Source organism: Vibrio sp. VP6, from assembly GCF_028823755.1.
GTDB classification, from domain to species: domain Bacteria; phylum Pseudomonadota; class Gammaproteobacteria; order Enterobacterales; family Vibrionaceae; genus Vibrio; species Vibrio parahaemolyticus.
The window spans coordinates 1-20,858 of the sequence record NZ_JAPEID010000019.1; the positions used below are offsets into that span (position 1 = coordinate 1).

Below are 20,858 nucleotides of genomic sequence, written 5' to 3' on the forward strand. Positions count from 1 at the left end.
TTTGTGACGCCCCAGTTGTTTAGCTATTTTAGCGGTACTAATCCCTTGCTTTCTGAGCGCAGAAATCATATACCTTTCGTTCTCAGTGAGGTGCGTGTATCTCATGTTTTTTACTTCTTGGCGGGAGCAAACTTCATGATTATCGCATTTCACTGTTTTTATGTTCAGAGGTGTCGCACTTCGTACTTGAATCCAAGGAGCCTAACAATCTGTTTAAGAGGGATTCGTAACGCGTGGCATTTTCACTATGCGTTGGTTTTAGTGTTTAAGGTGGTATGCGGCGGCTTGAGTATTGCGTTGCTCACCCCTTAACAGGGCGTTATGTGTATCCGCTTGGAAAGGCGTTCAGTTTGAAAGATCTATCAATGGCTGTAGTGGTAAAACAAGGTAAAGTTCTTATTCAGAACCGCTACCGACGTGGTAAAGGTATGGTTTTTGAATTTCCGGGCGGTTCGGTTGATTCTGATGAAAGTGGTGAGCAAGCCGCTATACGGGAACTATGGGAAGAAACAGGTTTAAATGGCCTTAAGGTTCTAGGTAATCACACTGCTCAAAATTGCTATGGTGGTGAAATAAGTTATGTAGTTTTAGAGGCTCTACCGAACCAAGAGCCAACAGCCGTAGACCCAGAACGGAAGCAGACTTTCTACTGGTTTATTCCTACCGATATTCCTCGTGGTGACTTCTTTGAGGCTGACTTAGCCTTCATCGAAAAGCATTTAGGATTATACACATAACAAAGCGTTTAAGAGGGATTCTCAACGCTTGGCAGTTTTGGTTCAAAGTTTAGCTTTTGTGTTTATGGCACAATGATTTAAGCTGGGTGGCACCGCGTTGTTCACCCCTTAACGCGGCGTTAACTGGCGCAGAAAATACGAAAGCACATTGATACGGTTTCTAGGTCCAGAGGTCTAGCGTGTTCGGTTGGTTTCCTTAATTTAGCTAATGCGACTAATTTAAATTTGGTACTTAAGTTTACTGATGTGAAAGGCGGCACAAAGCCTTCTAATAATATAAGGCATTCGCGATTAGTTCGGCGAACTTACATCGCCGAAGTATGGTGTTGTGAGACACATTTCAAACTAAAGATAAACTGTAATCTTTTGGTTAAACACATATTTGAGTTAGCTTTACTAATCATTAATTAGTGAAACCAGCTTTGGCTACAGTGGCTGTAAGCTCGGCGAAAACTGAAGGGCGCTCAGTTAACAAACTGTTCAAGAGGGATTCGCAACGCGTGGCATTTTTACTATGCGTTGATTTTAGTGTTTAAGGTGGTTTGCGGCGGCTTCGGTATTGCGTTGCTCACCCCTTAACAGGGCGTTAGACAAAATAAATAAGAGAGAATGTAATGGAAAGAAAAAAAGAGTCATTGGCTATAGATAAAATCTTTGAAGAAATTAGTGATTTTCTTATTATTGGTTTGACAGGTAGGACTGGATCTGGATGTTCTACATCCGCTGAAATTCTATCTGCTAAAAGTCTAGATTTACCCGACCCAGGACAGTCACACTTTTCTGGAAATGAGCAAAGAAAATATAGAATTGTTAAGAAGTATATAGAAAAAAACAGGAAGCCATTTTTATGGCTTCAAGTTAGAACAGTAATAACTGGCTATATTTTGAGACTGAATTTTTCTGAGTTTTGTGTATTATTGAGTGAAACACTAGATACTCCACTGCCAGAAGTTTCCCAAATTATGTCTAATTTTCGTGAGAAATATGAGAATGCGCATCATAGAGTCAACGGATATTTCATGAGTGAGGAAAATACTGTTGATAGTTTAAATAAGAAAAAAGAGGAATGCTACAAGATATTTTTTAATTGGCTGCCTGTACTATCTAATGAACTTAAGGATGAAATAACTAAAATTAAACCGGGTGCGTATACAAAGTTGTATCAGTTGGTCGGTGACAATATTCGCTCTTCAGGTTTAGCCAATTGTAAAGAATTTAATGAGGATTTTATATTTTCATTCCCATCATTGATTAATTCAATCATTAAATCTGCACGATACTTTTGTAAGATTAATAATAGGCCATGCTATATCGTTATAGATGCAATTCGTAATCCATATGAAGCTGTATATCTAAGGGATAGATATTCTGGTTTTTATTTGATGTCTGTAAATACTAGTAATGAAAACAGATTGAAACATCTCATGGAAAGCCATAAATTTACTTCTGTACAAATTAAGGAATTAGATACAAAAGAATATCCAGAGAAATTGGTTGGTTATCAAAAATATATTTCTCAAAATATACAAAAATGTATAGAGCTAGCTGACATTCATATAAATAATCCTAGAGAAAATCAGTTTGGTCATAGTGAGTTAAGAGCACAACTTGCGTGGTATGTCGCATTGATGTTACATCCAGGGTTAGTTATGCCTACTTCAACTGAAAGCTGTATGCAACTAGCTTATAGTGTAAAACAAAATTCGGGTTGTATATCTAGGCAAGTTGGTGCAGTTGTGACCGATAATGGGTATTCTGTTAAAGCTGTTGGTTGGAACAATACAGCTCAAGGCCAGGTCCCATGTCTATTAAGAAGTGCCGAAGATTTATTAAATGGGTTTGATGAAAGTGCTTATAGTAAGTATGAAAAAAATGATAAAGAATTTAGAACTGTATTAAAAAATAAGTTTGATCAGGTTCGTAGATATAAGCATTTGGATGGGAGAAATCTAGCATTTTGTTTTAAAGATTTACAGAATCAGGTGGAGCAAAAGAAAAACCAAGTGCATACGAGGTCTTTGCATGCAGAAGAAAATGCTTTTTTGCAAATTTCAAAGCATGGTGGTCAAGGTGTTAATGGCGGTATACTATTTACGACAGCTAGTCCATGTGAACTTTGTGCTAAAAAAGCATATCAATTAGGAATGTCAAAAATAGTATATATTGATCCATATCCAGGAATTGCTACACCACATATTCTATCTTGCGGTTCACATCAACCAAAATTGGAGCTTTTCAGGGGGGCAATAGGCCGAGCATTTTATCAGTTATACCAGCCTATTATGCCTTATAAGGATGAGCTTGAAGTGTTGTTAGATATTAAGGGGGGCGTTGATAAAAAAGATCTTCAAATACATCAGCTTAAATCAGAGTCAGAAGTCTTGAGATCAGAAAATGAAAACTTAAGAAAAGAAATTTCACGTCTTAAAGGGCTTGAAAATACCGAAGAATGATTTTATCTAACAAACGCTTCAAGAGGGACAGCCAACGCGTGGCATTTTTACTATGCGTTGGCTTTTGTGATTACGGTATTATGCGGCAGCTCGGTAGTAGTGTTGTCTGCCCCTTAAGCGGGCGTTAGTTGCCAACGAGAAAATCGCAGCTAAAACAGAATGTTTAGGTCTAATCGTTCGTGTGCTTTGATCGATACTGCACTTAGAACTTCGGGATCTTGGCTCGGGGAATTGAGCATCGATCTTTTCCTAGTTTGGTTTGCCGTTTCAGAAGCCGATTTACTTGTTGAAAGTCAGCTTTGTGGCATTGTCTTTTCAAATGAGCTTTTTGGTGTTGTTAGACGGCATTCTACGGCGCTGTTTGTTCCAAGTGGTTTCAGTGACAGGCGCTTTGAAACTGCGCCTGATTTAAGTTTTTCAAAACACGTAAAGTTCGTGTTGGCAAAGCTACAATTAATTTCAAATCAAAGCGTTAGGCTTGGCAACTAACAAAGCATTCAAGAGGGATTCACAACGCTTGGCAGTTTTGGTTTGAATCGGCTTTAGTGTTTACGGCACAATGGGTTAGGTTGGGCGGCTGCGTTGTTCACCCCTTAATGCGGCGTTAGTTGAATAGGGAAAATCCGTGAATATTTTTGAAGCATTTCTTAATGTGTTTGCGCAAGTCTGGTATCTAGTGCCTTTATTACTCATTGTTAGCGTTTTCAAAAGTAGGTGGCTAAAAGGTGTATTCGGTGAGTTTCTCGTGAACCGTCTTTTGTCCAAATTACCAGAGTCTGATTACACGCTAATAAAAGACGTAACGTTGCCGACTAGCGATGGTACAACTCAAGTCGACCATATTGTGGTTTCTAAATATGGCATCTTTGTCGTTGAAACTAAGAATATGAAAGGTTGGATATTTGGCTCGGCTCGCCAGAAGCAGTGGACACAAAAGATTTACCGTCATTCCTCTAAATTTCAAAACCCACTGCATCAGAATTACAAGCACATAAAAGCTCTGGAAACCTTGCTAGGTTGCAGTGAAGAGCACTTGCATTCAGTTATTGTTTTCATCGGCGATAGCACCTTTAAAACCGAAATGCCTCCAAACGTTACCTATGCTCGAGGAAGTATTCGATACATTCAGCAATTTAACGATGTAGTGTTCTCTGACAATGATTATGCTCGGTTAACTGAGTCTATAAACCAGATAAAGTTAAAGCGTGGAGTTATTACGGATTTAAAGCATCGTAAACATGTCAAAGAAGTTGTCACATCCAAAGCTAGCTCAAATCAGTGCCCCCGTTGCGGCTCTGAAATGGTGTTGCGTGAAACCAATCGTGGTGAAAATATAGGTAAACAGTTTTGGGGTTGTTCAACTTTTCCCAAGTGTAGAGCGGTGAAACAATTCAACTAACAAACTGTTTAAGAGTGATTCGCAACGCGTGGCATTTTTACTATGCGTTGAATTAGTGATTAAGGTGGTTTGCGGCGGCTTCAGTATTGCATTGCTCAGCCCTTAGCAGGGCGTTACATGCTTGATAATAGTGGCTAGTTTGTTAATTACATTTACTATAGATATTTCTAGAAGTCTGTCGAATGTTGATTGACTCCTGTTGAAGATTGGAAATGCCTGAATAACATAATTGCTATTTTAAGTTTATGGGGATTTGTTGATGGTAGTGATCGAGAGTTCAGTTGGTGCTGGTGGAGTTAATAAGAAAAAAGATGTAAAAATTGTTCAGATTTTGCTAAACAGTCAAGCTAAAGCAGAAAAGCTAATAACCGATGGTTTGTGTGGTTCAAAGACAATCGGAGCAATATTTTCTTATCAAAGAACTATAATGCCAGGTTGGAAGCCTGATGGTAGAGTTGATCCGAATGGAAGAACTTTTCGCGAGCTATTAATGTATGTGCCTAAAGAAGAAAAGGAAAAACTTAGTAGTTCATTAATTGTACGCAATTAAAATGTTGAAATAGAGTCAAGGAATAAGTTGTCAACTACAGACTATTCTGTTAGCTATAAATCATCACTCCCTAGCGATAAAAGATTAGTAAGTAGTTATTCTATTAATGTTATTAGGTTAGCGTTAGCACAAGCTGGAATGAAGTGTGCGGTAATATCTAGTACATTAAGATTTCCTGAAGAGCAAGCGTCCATAATGTATAGAAACGCTAGAATTGATTTGAAAAAACAAAAACAGCTGTATGGTAAAAATGGCGACGCTGTTCTTGATGTTTATAGTAGTAATTCAAAAAAAGATAAACATGAAGTTATAAGACTAATGAAAGAAAAAATAGAACTATTAGCTAGAGATGGTAAAAAGGTTTCAAAGCATTGTACAACTGTTGAGGACTATAAGAAATACAATGTTATTGATATCGGTGTTAATTCTACAAGAGCAGCTAATAGTGAGTTTTTTCTGTTAAAAAAATTACTGCTGTTTTGAAAGCATTAACAGAAGACGGATATATCAATAAGTTCATTGATGAAACAGGAAAGTCAAATAAATGTTGGCATATAGAAGTTGTCCCTAATGCAAAAAAAATCACGAGGTTTGATTGATGAGGGTATCCAATTGCATACTGATCTTTTGCTTGGCTTTAAGTCCATTTTATTCAAGTGCCTGTGATGAAATCTCTTTCATGCCATTGATCAAAGGCTCTTCTGCATTTTATGTCTATGAGGGGATTGATACAGATAGTGATGAGAAAGTAATAAGGCACTATTACACTTTTAGTGATGGAGACCAGTTAATATTTGAAAATAAATATTGTCTAATGAATAACTATGTGGTTAATTATCAATCAGAAAAGTTAAATTTAGATAAGCTAAAGTTACGAGTTGGTTTAATACTAGATGGTATTAAAGATAAACATCAATTAACAGTTAGCCCAGACTTTTTTTCAATATGGTTCTATGATAGTGAAAAACTTGAACTTGTGGTTGATTCAAAATTCTCGAGTATAGAGGTATCTGGAACACGGGAATATAGTAAAAATTCGGTGTTACATGAAATGATTAGTCTATATGTTGGTGTTGGAGGTGAGCCATAGGGGCATCGTTGGTGCGCATGTAACAAAGCATTTAAGATTGATTCCCAACGCTTGGCATTTTTCATTCCATCGTTGGGTTTTGTGTTTACGGTGGTTTGGTTGAGTTTCGTGGTAGCGTTGCTCACACCTTAATGTGGCGTTATAAGCTTTCAAGATACAGTTGAATTTGGAGATATAAGTGTTTGAAGTTCGTGAAGCCATAGATGAAGACTACGAGTTCCTATTTGAGCTAAAGAAGGCTGCCGAATATGAACCAGTAAAAGCCGTTTTTGGTTGGGACGAAAACGTACAAAAAGCAATTCATCGCAATGAGTGGAATGAAGCGAAACCAACCATCATAGAAATTGAAGGAGTACCTGTTGGTAGTTACCTAGTGCAGGCCCATCCTGAGCACTTGTATTTTTGTCGCTTTTTCTTATTGCCATCCTGCCAAGGTAAAGGTATTGGTAGTCAAGTTTTGAAAACTGTAATTTAATTTGCTAATGAAAAATCACTGCCAATTCAGCTTTGTTATTTGCAAGGTAATCGAGTAGGGCAACTATATAAAAAGTTTGGCTTTGAGGTAACAAGGCAAGATGAACAGTTCGTGCATATGCTCAAACCACGCTTATAACAAAGCGTTCCAGACGGATTCACAACGCTTGGCACTCTCAATTCGAATCGGCTTTAGTGTTTATGGCACAATGGTTTAGTTAACGTGGTCGCGTTGTTCACCACTTAACGCGGCGTTAGTTGCCAACGAGAAAAGCGCAGCTAAAGCATAATGTTTAGGGCTAATGTTCGTATGTTCTTGGGCTTGTTTCCGTATTTTAATTTTTAGTCTTCAGTTCCGACTAGATCTGACACTTCAATTTGAAAAGAAGAGAGTTACCCACTTTGATTAACGGTGCTGAATCTGTAATCAAAGACAATAAGAGGTAACTCCCATGCTTCATACTAGCAATCCAATCATCAAACACAAAGCTGGTCTTCTCAATCTTGCAGAAGAGCTTGGCAATGTATCTAGAGCCTGCAAGGTTATGGGGGTCTCACGAGACACTTTTTATCGCTATCAAGGATTGGTTGAAACTGGTGGCATTGATGCTCTGATTAATCAAAGCAGAAGAACACCAAACTTGAAGAACCGAGTAGATAGTGAAACAGAGCAAGCCGTTCTCAAGTACGCCATTGATTTTCTTGCTCATGGGCAAGTTCGGACAAGCAATGAGCTGCGTAAGCTAGGTGTATTTATTTCTCCAAGTGGCGTGTGTTCAACCTGGTTGCGTCATGACCTAGAAAACTTCAAAAAGCGCCTTAGAAAAACAGGTAGCTGAAAACGGTATCATTCTAACGCACGAGCAAGTTGCTGCTCTTGAACGTAAGAAGCACGATGATGAAGCTTGCGGTGAAATAGAAACAGCCCATCCAGGTTATCTAGGCTCTCAGGACACGTTTTATGTCGGCAACCTTAAGGGTGTTGGACGCATCTATCAGCAGACGTTCGTTGATACCTATAACAAAGTGGCTTTCGCTAAGCTCTACACAACCAAAACACCAATCACGGCAGCAGATATGCTCAATGACAAAGTCCTACCGTTCTTCGAGGCTCATGCGCTACCTATGCTCAGAATCTTAATCGACCGAGGTACTGAATACTGTGGCCGCGTTGAACAGCACGACTATCAACTCTATCTAGCCATAAATGATATAGACCACACGAAAACTAAAGCGATGTCGCCACAGACAAAAGGCATCTGAGAGCGCTTCCACAAGACCATATTGAATGAGTTCTACCAAGTAACATTCAGAAAGAAACTGTATGGGTCGATGGAAGAGCTACAGAAAGATCTGGACGAATGGATGGACTACTACAACAATCATCGTACTCATCAAGGAAAAATGTGTTGCGGCAGAACGCCGATAGAAACATTAGAGGATGCGAAATCAATCTGGGCTGAAAAGAATCTAGCCCAGATATAATCTGACAGGCACCGAGTCAAAAAGTGGGTAACTGTCAGATCAGGTCTGAATTAGTACAGTTAAAAGGAACATAGCTTTGTAACTCAGATAATTTCATAAAGTCCTTTTTGATAAAATCTTACACTAGCAAGCAATGTCTTGTTATGGTGTAAGCAATGCAACCTCCGAACTCAAACCCGCTTCGTGAAATGCTGTAACTTGTCGTTTGTCTAATGCAGAAAAAGCGATGTGGCATGTTGAATTACTGACACCTTTTTCAATGAGAAATCTTACATTTGGCTCGCTCGAAAGCCCGAAACCAGCAGCATTTTCATCTGACCATTTGAGTTCAATGCCTAATGGCTCCAGCGCATTCATGTAAAATGCACGACATTCTTCGAATGCTGCTACCTTAATTTCAAAATGATCTATCACTCTTTATCCTTTAGAGTCAGTTACAATTTCCCTTGAAGTGCACAACTCCAATGATGGGGTGAGGCATGTCATATCGGTGCTTTATACAACTTAGCGATTTAACCAGCGCATAGCTCACGTAAGATCTGCTTCTGTAAAGTTAGTTTTAAATGTGAAAGCAAAGGGCGTATCTCCGTTATCGCGCAAATGTTGAAGGCGGAATAAAGCTTCTTGTGGTGTTGGTATATGGCCATCTTCAACCCACCATAGAACATAGCTATCTTCTGTTAATCGATGAAACCATTCGCTTTTTCGGCGCATGAAATCTCTATGGTCAGTACGGAACATAAAGTTTTTGAGTGCGTCAGTACTTTCCCAGACAGACATGTTTACAATCATGTTTGGGTCTTCAAACAATTTAATGCTGGTGGCATCACCGGAGTCGTCTTTTAAACGCCAAACAAAGCCTTCACTCTCTTCAGCAATACCATTAACTAAGTCTAAATTGTCTACAAATTCTCTAATTTCAGGTGCATCCAGAGGATATTTGGCAAGCGCAATATTTAACTGTGCTAATTTCATTTCAGACCCTCCTTGGTCGGTAAGTTAGTGCAATAGCGGTAAGCGGCTTCTTATAATGCAATGTATTGCTTATGCCTTCAAAGATAAATTAGAAAGTTAGTGATTTTGACTGCCAATTACGTTGTAAAAATCGGTTTGGTACATTGGTCTTGTTGAGTTAAAGACGGTACCGATAACGAGAGATTTCTTAGAGACAAACCATCCCATTTGTGCGAGAGTATTTTTAGTCGATTTGACTATCTATTTGATTTTTAATTTATATTTCGAGTTACTATGAATTAATTGCGCAAGTATCACTCGGCGTGTTCAGTTCAAGACGAGCAATACTTAAAGGAGTCGCTATGTATTTTTGGGATGTACAAAGTCTGAAGAACGATATTCGAGCCAACAAACTGTCGGAAAAAGATAAGTTCTTGTATATGTTTTTAAGCATAGCGTTTGTGACTATTGGTATTGAGCTTATTTCCATCTCGCCACTCGAACCACAAAATGTATGGGATGCTGTCGAATCTGTGTCTTATATTCTGATTGTCTTGTTTGGTACGTACTGGGCGTATAAGGCCAATGGTTCCGAACATGGTACGGATTTCCTTGGGCGTTACTTTAGTATTAGCTTTGTTGTGTCAGTGCGGTTTTGTACGTTATTGATTCCGATATCTGTATTTTTGCTTGCCTACTACATGACTGTGATGCCTGAGGATGGCATTGTGGTGAGCTCGTCCGTCGATGTTCTGCCATTCATCGTTTGGTATGCCTTACTTTACGCCAGTATCATCAAGCATATTAAAGCGGTGCAGGTTTAGTTGAGATTCTGCCTGTTTCCGCTTCGGATGTTTCGCCAAACTAAAAAGCCCTGCTCATTGGTGAGCAGGGCTTTGCTTTTAGGGCTAATCTTAACCGATGATGAAGAAGAAAATCGCGGTTGCAACAATACCAATCAGTGCATAAGGGAACTGTGTTGTCGCGTGTTGCATGGACGTACAACCAGAGCCTTGTGCAGACAACACGGTAGAGTCACTAAAGAAACAAGAGTGGCTACCGGCCGCTGATGCCGAAAGTAGAGCCGCAACGGTTAAGTGTAGTGGCACGCCAAGCTGTTCACCCAAAGGCAGAACTATTGGCATCGCTACCGCGAATGTTCCCCAAGAAGATGCAGTAGCAAAGACCAACGCACCAGTAATCATAAAGATAATCGCAGGGAAGTAAGACGCCGATAAGTAAGGGCTTACGGTCTCAATCACGTATTGCGTGACACCTAGCGAGTCATTGACGGATTTCAGCATGAAGCCACCAATTACGGTTGCAAGCGGTAGTAGCATGACTTTAATGCCATCATAAACAGCCTCGAACATATCGTTCATTGAAATCAGTTTTTGTGCGCCGTAGAAGCTAATGGTGAAGATCAGCGCGACGAAAACCCCCGCCAGTAGGTCGATACCAAAGTACCAGCTGGCAGCAACGAGGACGATCATCGGTAAAAGGAAGTTGATCAGACCCATTGTCGGATTGGTGTGCGCAGAAACTTCAGAACCAAAGTCCACATCGGTTGCGCCGTCTGGACGAACTTGACCATTCTTCGCACGCTCTTCTGCTTTTTTCATTGCGCCGAGGTCAGGGATTTTTTCCATCGCAACGAGTAAAACAATGACCAAGGTTACCCAGCCGTAAGCCATGTAAGGAATTGCTTGCATGTACGTCTGAATACCTTGGCCTGCTTCAGCGACGCTGTTTGCTTCTAGCAGTGAGCTAAAGAAGATGGCCCAAGTTGAAATTGGCACCAGAATACAGATAGGCGCTGCGGTTGAATCCACTAGATAAGAGAGCTTTTCACGAGAGATCTTGTAGCCGTCAGTGACTTTTTTCATTGATGATGAAATCGCAATTGCGTTTAAGTAGTCATCAATAAAGATCAGGATACCCAGAGCAAATGTCATCAACATCGATTGCTTGCGGCTTTTGACCTTGGTGACAAGCATATCGGAGAAGCTCAAAATACTGCCGCCTTTCTCCAACACGGCAATTAGACCGCCCATCAAACCACATACGAGGATGATCCATGCGATGGTTTCATCCATCATCACACTCATCGAAATATCGACAATTTGCTCGACCGCTTCGGTTGGATTGAGCAAAAGTACCCCAGCAATTGCGCCACTAAAAAGGGCTTCCACAGTTCGGTGTGTCGTGAGGGCAAAGACCAAAACCAACGCGGTTGGCAGAAGACTCATCCATCCGTAGGCTTCGCCTTCCTCATGATTTAATCCGATTGTGGTAAAAAAGATAAACGTCGCAACTGAGATTAAAGAAACAATAATATGTTGAGTATTGATTTTAAGCGGCGCATCCAGCGCCTTGGTTTGCGTTGTCATAAAGTGCATTTCCTTTGTTTATGCCGAGTGCAACATCCAGTCGATTTCCAATGGAGTAATCGCTCGCTCAAATTCTGCGAGTTCACTCCGCTTGCAAGCTAGATACAAGTCAATAAAGTCTTGTGAGATGTATTGAGCTAACTCGCTGTGCTCCAGTCGCTCTAGCGCTTCTGACATACGCAGCGGCAGTTCAACAGCATCGTCACTTAAGGTTGGCGGACATTGGTCTTTGGTGTAGTTATCACTCGCTAATACTGCGGAAAGTACTACTGCAGCGAGAATGTAAGGGTTAACGTCAGCGCCAGCGATACGATGCTCAATACGACGGTTTTTACTGTCGCTAATCGGCACACGCAGCGCCACGCCTCGGTGGTTTTCTCCCCAGTCAGCTTTTGTTGGCACATATGCACCCGGTAAAAAGCGGCGGAAGGAGTTAACGTTCGGACAAATCAAACCCATGGCATCGGAGGTTTGTGACAACATGGCTGCCATGGTTTGATAGAAGAAGGGGCTAGGTTGACCATCGGTTTGACTAAAGTGGTTGTTACCATCTTTATCAACCAAGCTGAGGTGAATGTGCATGCCATTACCCGCTTGTTCACCAAATGGCTTCGCCATAAATGTCGCATCAAACCCGTGCTGGTGAGCCACTTGGCGAATCAAACGTTTTGCAATGATGATTTCATCACACGCTCGCAGTACATCTTTGGAATGGTTGAAGTTGATTTCAAACTGTCCCGGTGCAGACTCAGAAAGAGCGCCGGACGTATTCAACCCTTGTTCTAATGCGATTCGATTAAGATCGGTCAAGAAATCCGCGTAGTCATCTAATCCATCAAGGTCGTAAACCTCGGTGTCTTTTTCTCGTGTTTTCTTCGTTGGATTAATTGCCGTTAATGGTTCGCCATTTTCCCCACGAGTTTTGTCGATTAAATAGAATTCTAACTCTAGCGCGACACATGGGTACTGATCTTTGGCATGCAGCGTTTGCAACATAGACGCGAGAATGTTGCGGATGAACAGTGGGTTAGGGTGTTGCCCGGTTTCATCCATCATACTAAGCAGTAGTTGGCCAACTTGTTCCTTTGCCGTTGGCATCAAAGTACCACTGATTGGGTAACAGAGGTGATCTGGCTCTCCGAGATCTTCGCCCAACCCCGCAGTTTCAACGACGTTACCTTTAGTATCGAGGGTGATGGTCGAGAGGGGGAGTGCTACCCCTTTATCAAGCTTCTCTAGTGCGTCTATCGGGATGCGCTTTCCTCTTGGAGTGGCATTGATATCGGTAAAGATAAGGTCGATAAATTCTATATCGGGCCATTTTTGTTTAAAATTTTGTACTTCCTGTAGATACGATTCCATTTTCTTCTCCAAATAGCCTGACGAGTAGAAATTAGAAATAACCAAATTAACAAATAAATTACAGTGCTTTAATTAAATCGTTTGTTTTTCAGGTTATTTTTAATTTAAACATGCACTTATACTGTGCTTTTGGTGTTTAACGGCTGGTTTTTATGTCTTTCTGTTAACTATTTTGTAACAGTTGGTTTTGTTTTGTTCAATATAATGAGCATAAATATTCAATTTAGTGGCCTAAATAGTGCGTTAGATCACGTTGTGACGATAATAACGAATATCCGTGTTGATAATTTTGTACATGGTTTGTAGGGTAAATGTTAAATAAATCGAACACGGAAATATCATGTCAGGAACACGCAAACCCATCATTGGTGTGGTTAGCTGCACTAAAGAGTTAGGTGGCTATCAGATACAAGCGGTCAACGACTTTTACTTACGCGCCGTTAAGGATTTTGGAGGGCTACCGATTATGTTAGCTCCAGAAATGTCGGGAGACGACGTAGCCACCATATTAGACATGTGTGATGGCTTCCTATTTCCTGGTAGTCATTCGAATGTTGCTCCGTATCGATACAATGCAACACACGAAGAAAGCCATAAAGATGAAGCGCGTGATGAACTATCACTGACATTAATTCGTCACGCGGTAGACCAAAACATTCCGTGCCTTGGTATCTGTCGCGGTTTCCAAGAGATGAATGTTGCACTAGGCGGCTCATTAAACCCAGCCGTTCACGACTCAGGCTTTAATGATCATCGCGAAGCGACTGTTGAAGATTTCGAACAAAAATACGCGCCCGCTCATGCGGTATTAGTGCAAAAGCAGAGTTTGTTTGAACAATGGTTGGTACAAAATCACTGGGAAAATACCACCTTTTTTGAAGTGAACACGCTGCACAATCAAGGCGTCGATCAGCTTGCCCCTCAACTGCAAGTTGAAGCTAAAGCCCCGGATGGCCTAGTAGAAGCATTTAGTCTTCCGCAACAAAAATTTTTCGTTGGCGTGCAGTGGCACCCAGAATGGAAAGCAAAAAACAATCATTTCTCTCAAATTTTATTCAATGAATTTATGATGGCAGCCTCTCGTTAAACGTTTGGAGCTGCATGAATGGACAATCATGAGATTGGTAAAAATATTGTTCAGTTACGTAAAAAACATGGATTGTCACAAAGGGAATTAGCCGAACGCGCTGGTATTACCCACAGTGCAATCTCGTCCATTGAAAATGGCAAAGTGAGCCCGTCGGTCAGCTCACTACAAAAAATCGTCAATGTCTTTTCTTTATCACTGTCGGAGTTTTTCATTTTTGAACAATCTTCGAATGATGAAGTGAAAGTGGTCTTCAAACCGTCAGACCTCGTGGAAATTGGGAGCGAGACGGTATCCATGAAACTAGTGACGAATGGCGACAAAGATCAAGTTATTGGATTCTTGATCGAAGAATACGCACCACATGGAACAACAGGTGCGGCGGAAATCAGACACGAAGGCGAAGAGGTCGGCACGATTTTAGAGGGAGAAATCACTCTAGAGTACAAAGGCCACTCCTACGTCCTCACAGCCGGCGAGTCGTACATTATTGATACGACGAAGCCACATCGATTTACGAATCACACAGACAAGGCTTGTCGATTGATAAGTGCGCATACGCCAACCACATTTTAGTGGGGGCTTGCCTTGTGTGATCACAAGGAGAGCGTATGAAAACCCAAGAGCAATGGATTGAGCTAAAAAACAATCTAAACATCGAAAACAGGGCGTACATTAACGGTGAATACAGTGCCGCTTTAACAGGGCAAACCATCCCGGTAGTTAACCCAGCAACAGACGAGATATTTACTGAGATCGCCCGTTGTCAGAGTGAAGATGTCAACCTTGCCGTATCGTACGCTCGTCAAGCATTCCAATCAGGTCAGTGGAGCGAGAGCAGCCCAGCTCATCGCAAGGCAGTACTTAAGCATTTTGCTGACCTGATTGATCAACACCAAGAAGAGTTAGCTCTGCTAGAAACTCTTGATACTGGTAAACCTATCTCTCACAGCTTCTCTACCGACATTCCTGGCGCGGCGAGTTCTTTGCGCTGGTACGCCGAAGCGATCGACAAAGTGTACGGTGAAGTTGCCCCAACAGAAAAAGACGTACACGCTTTTATTTCTCATCAGCCAATTGGTGTGGTTGCCGCGGTTGTGCCGTGGAACTTCCCACTTTGGCTCGCGTGTTGGAAGCTTGGCCCTGCTTTAGCGGCTGGTAACAGCGTGATCTTAAAACCCTCAGAGAAGTCATCACTGACCGCTATCTTCTTAGGCCAGCTTGCATCTCAAGCGGGCTTGCCAACAGGCGTTTTCCAAGTCGTGACGGGTTTTGGCCATGAAGCTGGCGAGGCGCTGGCGAAACACCAAGACGTAGACTGCATCGCCTTCACAGGCTCGACGCGTATTGCAGGTCAACTGATGGTCAGCTCGGGTGAGAGCAATCTAAAGCGCGTGTTTGCAGAAGCGGGCGGCAAGAACGCGAACATCGTGTTTGAAGATTGTGATGATTTAGACCGCGCAGCAGCAGAAACCGCTGCAGGGTGTTTCTACAATCAAGGTGAGGTGTGCGTCGCGGCAACCCGCTTGCTTGTTCACGAAAGCATCAAAGATCAGTTCATAGAAAAAGTTATTCAAGCGTCGAAAGCGTTCACGCCAAAAGACCCAATGGACCCAAGTTCATCCATGGGCGCGCTTATCGACCAAGATCATAAATCAAAAGTGTTGGAATACATCTCGTTAGGTGAATCAGAAGGTGCAAACGTACGTTGTGGCGGCGATGTCGATGGGCAGGGCGCATTTGTCTCCCCAACCATTTTAGACAACGTCGACAACAAGATGCGTGTCGCCCAAGAGGAAATTTTTGGTCCGGTGCTGTGTGTCATTCCATTCAAAGATGAAGCGCAAGCAATTGAGATCGCTAACGATTCGAAGTACGGCCTAGGTGCCGCACTTTGGAGTAGCAATATCAACCGCGTTCATCGCGTAGCAAAACGACTGCAAGCCGGCTCGGTTTGGGTCAACAACTACAACGAAGGTGACATGACGGTCCCATTTGGCGGATTCAAAATGAGCGGAAATGGTCGAGACAAGTCTCTCCACGCGATTGAAAAATTCACCGAAACCAAAACCACTTGGATTCGCCTACATCCTTAAGCCTGCTGACGATTACGATAAATAAAGGAATAGTTCTATGAACAAGCATACGGATTCGTTCTACGCGCACTCTGTGCCAAACATGCCGGAATACCCACAACTGCAAGACAACATCGAGTGCGATGTGTGTGTAGTCGGTGCGGGATTCTCTGGTCTTTCTTCTGCACTACACCTAGCGGAAAAAGGTTTTAAAGTTGTTGTGTTAGAGAGCGCAAAAGTGGGCTTTGGAGCAACTGGTCGTAACGGTGGCCAAATCGTTAACAGCTACAGCCGAGATGTTGACGTGATTGAAAGCCGTTACGACCAAAACCAAGCCAAAGCTCTGTGCGATATGATTTTTGAAGGCGGCGATATCATCCGTGGCCTGATTGACAAATACGACATCAACTGTGATTACAAGCAAGGTGGCTTGTTCACGGCACTGAACAGTAAACAACTCAAAGGGCTAGAAGAACATAAGAAGAACTGGGAGCGTTACGGAAACGACCAACTGACTCTGCTTGACGCAGGAGAGGTAGAACAAGCGGTAGGCACGAAAGTATACACTGGCGGTTTGCTGGATATGCGCGGTGGTCATATTCACCCGCTTAAACTGGCATTAGGTGAAGCCGCTGCGTTCATTTCTCTAGGTGGTCAAATCTTTGAGCAGTCGGCGGTCGTGTCGATTGATAAAGGGATGAACCCAGTAGTTAAAACTGCGCAAGGCAGCGTGAAGAGCAAGTACGTGGTACTGGCAGGTAACGCCTACCTTGGTGGTTTGGCACCAAACATCAGCAACAAAGCGATCCCGTGCGGCACACAAGTGGTGGCGACTCAGCCTTTGAGTGATGAGCAGTTAAAACAAGTGCTGACCAGTGACTACTGCGTTGAAGACTGTAACTACTTGCTGGACTACTTCCGCTTAACTGCCGACAAGCGTTTGTTATTCGGAGGTGGCGTGGTTTATGGCGCACGTGACCCAGAAAACATTGAAGCATTGATTCGTCCGAAGATGGAGAAAGTCTTCCCACAATTGAAAGGCATCAAGATTGATTACACCTGGACGGGTAACTTCTTGCTGACTTACTCACGCATGCCACAATTTGGCTCGTTTTCAGACAACATTTACTACCTACAAGGCTACAGCGGTCACGGTGTAACGTGTACTCATCTCGCAGGCAAGTTGCTGGCAGAAGCTCTGACCGGACACGCAGAACGCTTTGATGCGTTTGCGGCTCTGAAACATTACTCCTTCCCGGGGGGCCGCCACTTCCAAATTCCGTTTACGGCAATGGGCGCGGCTTACTACAACCTACGTGACAAACTGGCGATTTAAGAGATAAGGAATATCCAATGAGCAAAGTAGTGAAATTTGCAGCCCTTCAACTGACGAAAAGCTGGGATCTGGAAGAAAATCTAGCTAAAGCCAAAAAGGCGATTCGTGAAGCAGCACAAAACGGTGCGAACGTGATTCTTCCTCAAGAGCTGTTCGCCGCGCCTTACTTCTGCAAAAAACAAGAAGCGAAGTATTTCGAGCTTGCAGAAGAGACGGCAAATAGCCACCTTATTCAGGAAATGAGCGCACTGGCGAAAGAACTCGGCGTGGTTATTCCTGTTAGCTACTTTGAAAAAGCGGGCAACACGTTTTTTAACTCGCTAGTGATGATAGATGCCGATGGCACAGTATTAGATAACTACCGCAAGTCACACATTCCTGATGGTCCGGGCTACAGTGAAAAGTACTACTTTAGCCCTGGCGATACTGGTTTCAAAGTGTGGCAAACCAAGTTCGGTAAGTTCGGTGCTGGCATTTGCTGGGACCAATGGTTTCCAGAGCTTGCGCGCAGCTTGGCTCTGCACGGCGCGGAAGCAATTTTCTATCCAACCGCAATCGGGTCTGAGCCTCAAGATCCAACACTGGACTCGCGTGATCACTGGCAACGTACAATGCAAGGTCACTCGGCAGCAAACCTCGTTCCAGTGATTGCGTCAAACCGAGTGGGCACTGAGGTCGATGATGGTATCGAGACCACTTTCTACGGCTCTTCTTTTATCACTGACCACACTGGTGCAAAAATTGCCGAAGCACCACGTGAAGGTGAAACCATCATTTACGCAGAAATCGATCTCGCTGCGACAGCGAAAGCGCGTCACGCGTGGGGCTTGTTCCGCGACCGTCGTCCAGACCTTTACACCAGTGTTGGCAAACTAGCTGTTTAAAGAGGCGTTAAAATGAAGTTATCGACAACACCAGCGCAAGATGGCTTCTATTTTCCGGCTGAGTTTCAGCCGGTTAGTGAAGTTTGGCTAGCGTGGCCAGAAAGGAAAGACAACTGGCGTGATGACGCATTACCCGCGCAAGAAACCTTTGCCAGAATCGCGAACTTAATCGCGGAAGTGACCAAGGTGTGTGTGGCGGTATGCTCGCACAACTTTGACCGAGCGCGTCAAATGCTCCACTCAGACGTACGTTTGGTGGAAATCCCATTTAACGATGCGTGGATGCGCGATATTGGACCGACCGTGCTCGTGAATCAGGCGGGCGAGCGCCGTGGGATTAGTTGGCAATTTAACGCGTGGGGCGGCGAATACAACGGGCTTTACGATAACTGGCAACAAGACGATCTTGTCGCTGGCTCGGTGTGCGACATCATCGGTATAGATTATTACCGCGCCCCGTTTGTACTTGAGGGTGGGGCGATTCACACCGATGGTGAAGGCACCCTTTACACCACAGAAGAGTGCTTGCTTAGTCCGGGGCGAAATCCGCAATTGAGCAAAGCGCAAATCGAAGAGCAATTAAAGGCGTATCTCGGTATCGAAAAAGTCATTTGGTTGCCAAATGGTTTATTCAATGACGAAACAGACGGCCATGTTGACAACCTGATGCACGTTATCGCACCGGGTAAGGTGGTACTGAGTTGGACCGATGACCCAAGCGATCCGCAATACGCGTTGTCTCGTCAAGCGGAACAAGTACTTAAATCTCAGCACGATGCGAAAGGGCGCGAGATTGAAATTGTCCGTTTGCCATTACCGGGTCCGTTGCATTATAGCGAGCGCGAAGCCAATGGCATTGACGCCAGTTCAGGAATGAGTCGACAAGCTGGCGAACGCCTAAGTGCCTCTTATGCGAACTTTCTTATCGTCAACGGCCATGTGTTCTTACCGATGTTGGATGAAGACACCGACGCCATTGCGATCGATATTTTGCAAAACGCGATGCCGGAATACCAAATCATCGCGATACCGTCGAGAGAGGTTCTACTGGGCGGAGGGAACATTCACTGCATTACGCAGCAGATCCCTGCTTAAACATATGCTCGCCGCTGACTTTGCGGCGATGATGAGTTGTCAAAAGGAATGACCATGCAACAGATACAAAACCAAAGCCTTGTTTCGTTTATGGTAGCGAACCCACAGCAGGGCATTGCAGTGACTAATCCAGCGACCGGAGAGCTTCTCGGGTACGCACCAGTCTCAACCGAGAATGACATTTTAAATAGCATTGAACGTGCCCATGTCGCGCAGAAAGAATGGGCGGCACTGCCAGCAAAAACGCGCGCTGGTATGCTCAATCGTTGGTTCCAACTCCTGTTAGAAAACAAAGCCGACCTTGGCCGTTTGATGACGTTAGAACAAGGTAAGCCGCTAGCGGAAGCTCAAGGTGAAGTGCTTTACGGCGCGAGTTTTATCGAATGGTTTGCTGAAGAAGCGAAACGTACCTACGGTGAGACGATTCCTGCGCCGAGTGCAGACAAGCGTTTGGTGACCATCAAACAGCCAATTGGTGTTGCCTGTGCGATTACACCTTGGAACTTCCCAATTGCGATGATCACGCGCAAAGCAGGGCCAGCTTTAGCGGCAGGCTGTAGCTTTGTCGTAAAACCATCTGAATCTACTCCGCTGTCTGCGTTTGCGGTTGCAGAGCTTGCCTATCAAGCGGGTATCCCACGCGATGTTCTGCAAGTGGTTCTAGGTGAAAACTCCCGTCAGGTAGGTGCTATCTTCACTTCACACCCGTTGATTCGCAAGTTGTCGTTCACTGGCTCTACTCAAGTCGGTCGCGTGCTGATGCAGCAAAGCGCTGCGGACATTAAACGTACCTCAATGGAGCTAGGTGGCAACGCGCCGTTTATCGTATTCGATGATGCAGATATTGATGCAGCCGTGGCGGGCGCGATGGCGTCGAAATTCCGTAACGCAGGTCAAACGTGTGTGTGTGCGAACCGTTTCTACGTACACAGCAAAGTGTATGACGAGTTCGTTGCTAAGTTCGACGCTGCGGTTCAGCAGCTCAACGTCGGTAACGGCTTAGAAGAGGGCGTAAACATCGGCCCTGTGATCAGCGAATCGGCAAAGCAAGGCATTCAAGCGTTGATCGATGGTGCTATCGAGCAAGGCGCGAAGCCGGTTTCAGAACTTAAAAAGCTCGATGGCCTATTTATGCAGCCAGTGGTGCTCAAAGACGTTACTCACGACATGAAGATTGTCTCTGAGGAAATCTTTGGCCCTGTCGCGCCAGTGATTCGTTTTGACAGTGACGCACAGCTGATCGAAATGGCGAACGACACCATTTACGGTCTTGCGTCGTACTTCTACAGCCAAAACATCCACCGCGTTTGGAAAATCGCAGAAGCGCTCGAATACGGCATGGTCGGCATTAACGAAGGCATGATTTCTACTGAAGTTGCTCCTTTCGGTGGTGTTAAGCAGTCCGGCGTCGGACGCGAAGGCGCAAAACAAGGTATCGATGAATACATGGACGTGAAATATCTCTGCTTTGGCGGCAACTAATTAAG

19 protein-coding genes and 3 pseudogenes are annotated in these 20,858 nt (G+C 43.6%); 17 read left to right on the forward strand and 5 right to left on the reverse strand.

Features of this window, described 5'->3' with window-relative positions; genetic code table 11:
- A partial coding sequence (locus OU793_RS13335; RefSeq protein WP_274647783.1) for a helix-turn-helix domain-containing protein occupies positions 1-105 on the reverse strand: 105 nt, incomplete at its 3' end.
- A gap of 245 nt (positions 106-350) precedes the next feature.
- Here OU793_RS13335 and OU793_RS13345 point away from each other — a divergent pair.
- The 9 genes and pseudogenes from OU793_RS13345 (at position 351) to OU793_RS13400 (ending at position 8,188) form a co-directional block, all read left to right on the forward strand.
- Positions 351-737, forward strand: a complete 387-nt coding sequence (locus OU793_RS13345; RefSeq protein ID WP_031809563.1) for an NUDIX hydrolase — start codon at positions 351-353, stop codon at positions 735-737.
- 614 nt (positions 738-1,351) lie between these two features.
- On the forward strand, positions 1,352-3,190 hold the full coding sequence (locus OU793_RS13355; RefSeq protein ID WP_029845369.1) for a hypothetical protein: 1,839 nt from the start codon (positions 1,352-1,354) through the stop codon (positions 3,188-3,190).
- A 231-nt stretch (positions 3,191-3,421) separates the two neighbouring features.
- The gene (locus OU793_RS13365) at positions 3,422-3,679 is read left to right on the forward strand and encodes a hypothetical protein (RefSeq protein WP_159404094.1); all 258 of its coding nucleotides are present in this window, start codon (positions 3,422-3,424) and stop codon (positions 3,677-3,679) included.
- Between the two features lie 136 nt (positions 3,680-3,815).
- Positions 3,816-4,589, forward strand: a complete 774-nt coding sequence (locus OU793_RS13370; protein ID WP_031809560.1) for a nuclease-related domain-containing protein — start codon at positions 3,816-3,818, stop codon at positions 4,587-4,589.
- Between the two features lie 259 nt (positions 4,590-4,848).
- Positions 4,849-5,139 (forward strand): hypothetical protein, encoded by a 291-nt coding sequence (locus tag OU793_RS13380; RefSeq protein WP_236578036.1) that lies wholly within the window; start codon positions 4,849-4,851, stop codon positions 5,137-5,139.
- Between the two features lie 27 nt (positions 5,140-5,166).
- Positions 5,167-5,622, forward strand: a complete 456-nt coding sequence (locus OU793_RS13385) for a hypothetical protein (RefSeq protein WP_236578037.1) — start codon at positions 5,167-5,169, stop codon at positions 5,620-5,622.
- A gap of 196 nt (positions 5,623-5,818) precedes the next feature.
- Complete coding sequence (locus tag OU793_RS13390; RefSeq protein WP_024701711.1) at positions 5,819-6,229, forward strand: hypothetical protein; 411 nt, start codon at positions 5,819-5,821, stop codon at positions 6,227-6,229.
- 178 nt (positions 6,230-6,407) lie between these two features.
- Positions 6,408-6,842, forward strand: a pseudogene (locus OU793_RS13395) (GNAT family N-acetyltransferase).
- A gap of 313 nt (positions 6,843-7,155) precedes the next feature.
- A pseudogene (locus OU793_RS13400) lies at positions 7,156-8,188 on the forward strand (IS481 family transposase).
- Between the two features lie 168 nt (positions 8,189-8,356).
- Here the strand turns inward: OU793_RS13400 and OU793_RS13405 are convergent.
- Together OU793_RS13405 and OU793_RS13410 are read right to left on the reverse strand one after the other, a co-directional pair.
- Positions 8,357-8,602, reverse strand: a pseudogene (locus tag OU793_RS13405) (lactoylglutathione lyase); the annotation flags it as partial.
- Positions 8,603-8,716: 114 nt separating this feature from the next.
- The gene (locus OU793_RS13410) at positions 8,717-9,163 is read right to left on the reverse strand and encodes a DUF3291 domain-containing protein (protein WP_021449154.1); all 447 of its coding nucleotides are present in this window, start codon (positions 9,161-9,163) and stop codon (positions 8,717-8,719) included.
- Between the two features lie 341 nt (positions 9,164-9,504).
- Between OU793_RS13410 and OU793_RS13415 the strand changes: the two genes are divergently transcribed.
- On the forward strand, positions 9,505-9,966 hold the full coding sequence (locus OU793_RS13415) for a hypothetical protein (RefSeq protein ID WP_005500350.1): 462 nt from the start codon (positions 9,505-9,507) through the stop codon (positions 9,964-9,966).
- Positions 9,967-10,056: 90 nt separating this feature from the next.
- Here OU793_RS13415 and OU793_RS13420 read toward each other — a convergent pair whose 3' ends face one another.
- Together OU793_RS13420 and OU793_RS13425 are read right to left on the reverse strand one after the other, a co-directional pair.
- Entirely contained in the window at positions 10,057-11,532 is a 1,476-nt protein-coding gene (locus OU793_RS13420) for a Na+/H+ antiporter NhaC family protein (RefSeq protein ID WP_180793868.1), read from the reverse strand.
- An 18-nt stretch (positions 11,533-11,550) separates the two neighbouring features.
- Positions 11,551-12,894 (reverse strand): glutamine synthetase family protein, encoded by a 1,344-nt coding sequence (locus OU793_RS13425; RefSeq protein ID WP_005464574.1) that lies wholly within the window; start codon positions 12,892-12,894, stop codon positions 11,551-11,553.
- Positions 12,895-13,234: 340 nt separating this feature from the next.
- Between OU793_RS13425 and OU793_RS13430 the strand changes: the two genes are divergently transcribed.
- Genes OU793_RS13430 through OU793_RS13460 form a run of 7 tightly spaced genes read left to right on the forward strand, consistent with a single transcriptional unit; the run spans position 13,235 to position 20,853 of the window.
- Positions 13,235-13,981 carry a gamma-glutamyl-gamma-aminobutyrate hydrolase family protein gene (locus OU793_RS13430; protein WP_025633231.1) on the forward strand — a complete coding sequence of 249 codons (747 nt, stop codon included), beginning with the start codon at positions 13,235-13,237 and terminating at the stop codon, positions 13,979-13,981.
- 18 nt (positions 13,982-13,999) lie between these two features.
- Positions 14,000-14,557 (forward strand): HTH-type transcriptional regulator PuuR, encoded by a 558-nt coding sequence (gene puuR / locus OU793_RS13435; protein WP_005464588.1) that lies wholly within the window; start codon positions 14,000-14,002, stop codon positions 14,555-14,557.
- A 35-nt stretch (positions 14,558-14,592) separates the two neighbouring features.
- Positions 14,593-16,077 (forward strand): aldehyde dehydrogenase, encoded by a 1,485-nt coding sequence (locus tag OU793_RS13440; RefSeq protein WP_063517419.1) that lies wholly within the window; start codon positions 14,593-14,595, stop codon positions 16,075-16,077.
- 37 nt (positions 16,078-16,114) lie between these two features.
- A complete protein-coding gene (locus OU793_RS13445; protein WP_021822206.1) occupies positions 16,115-17,392 on the forward strand; it encodes an FAD-binding oxidoreductase in 1,278 nt (425 codons plus the stop codon).
- Positions 17,393-17,409: 17 nt separating this feature from the next.
- A complete protein-coding gene (gene aguB, locus OU793_RS13450; protein ID WP_005485617.1) occupies positions 17,410-18,276 on the forward strand; it encodes an N-carbamoylputrescine amidase in 867 nt (288 codons plus the stop codon).
- A 12-nt stretch (positions 18,277-18,288) separates the two neighbouring features.
- Positions 18,289-19,371: an agmatine deiminase gene (gene aguA / locus OU793_RS13455; RefSeq protein ID WP_025508957.1), complete on the forward strand. Its 1,083-nt coding sequence runs from the start codon at positions 18,289-18,291 to the stop codon at positions 19,369-19,371.
- A gap of 54 nt (positions 19,372-19,425) precedes the next feature.
- Positions 19,426-20,853 (forward strand): NAD-dependent succinate-semialdehyde dehydrogenase, encoded by a 1,428-nt coding sequence (locus tag OU793_RS13460; RefSeq protein ID WP_193237439.1) that lies wholly within the window; start codon positions 19,426-19,428, stop codon positions 20,851-20,853.
- Positions 20,854-20,858 lie beyond the last annotated feature (5 nt).

Bases quoted from the DNA above. Each gene is read 5' to 3' on its own strand.
- puuR (WP_005464588.1), top strand. From the start codon at position 14,000: ATGGACAATCATGAGATTGGTAAAAATATTGTTCAGTTACGTAAAAAA.
- OU793_RS13420 (WP_180793868.1), bottom strand. From the start codon at position 11,532: ATGACAACGCAAACCAAGGCGCTGGATGCGCCGCTTAAAATCAATACT.
- OU793_RS13430 (WP_025633231.1), top strand. From the start codon at position 13,235: ATGTCAGGAACACGCAAACCCATCATTGGTGTGGTTAGCTGCACTAAA.
- aguB (WP_005485617.1), top strand. From the start codon at position 17,410: ATGAGCAAAGTAGTGAAATTTGCAGCCCTTCAACTGACGAAAAGCTGG.
- OU793_RS13440 (WP_063517419.1), top strand. From the start codon at position 14,593: ATGAAAACCCAAGAGCAATGGATTGAGCTAAAAAACAATCTAAACATC.
- OU793_RS13445 (WP_021822206.1), top strand. From the start codon at position 16,115: ATGAACAAGCATACGGATTCGTTCTACGCGCACTCTGTGCCAAACATG.
- OU793_RS13355 (WP_029845369.1), top strand. From the start codon at position 1,352: ATGGAAAGAAAAAAAGAGTCATTGGCTATAGATAAAATCTTTGAAGAA.
- OU793_RS13460 (WP_193237439.1), top strand. From the start codon at position 19,426: ATGCAACAGATACAAAACCAAAGCCTTGTTTCGTTTATGGTAGCGAAC.
- OU793_RS13390 (WP_024701711.1), top strand. From the start codon at position 5,819: ATGCCATTGATCAAAGGCTCTTCTGCATTTTATGTCTATGAGGGGATT.
- OU793_RS13425 (WP_005464574.1), bottom strand. From the start codon at position 12,894: ATGGAATCGTATCTACAGGAAGTACAAAATTTTAAACAAAAATGGCCC.
- aguA (WP_025508957.1), top strand. From the start codon at position 18,289: ATGAAGTTATCGACAACACCAGCGCAAGATGGCTTCTATTTTCCGGCT.
- OU793_RS13410 (WP_021449154.1), bottom strand. From the start codon at position 9,163: ATGAAATTAGCACAGTTAAATATTGCGCTTGCCAAATATCCTCTGGAT.
- OU793_RS13380 (WP_236578036.1), top strand. From the start codon at position 4,849: ATGGTAGTGATCGAGAGTTCAGTTGGTGCTGGTGGAGTTAATAAGAAA.
- OU793_RS13415 (WP_005500350.1), top strand. From the start codon at position 9,505: ATGTATTTTTGGGATGTACAAAGTCTGAAGAACGATATTCGAGCCAAC.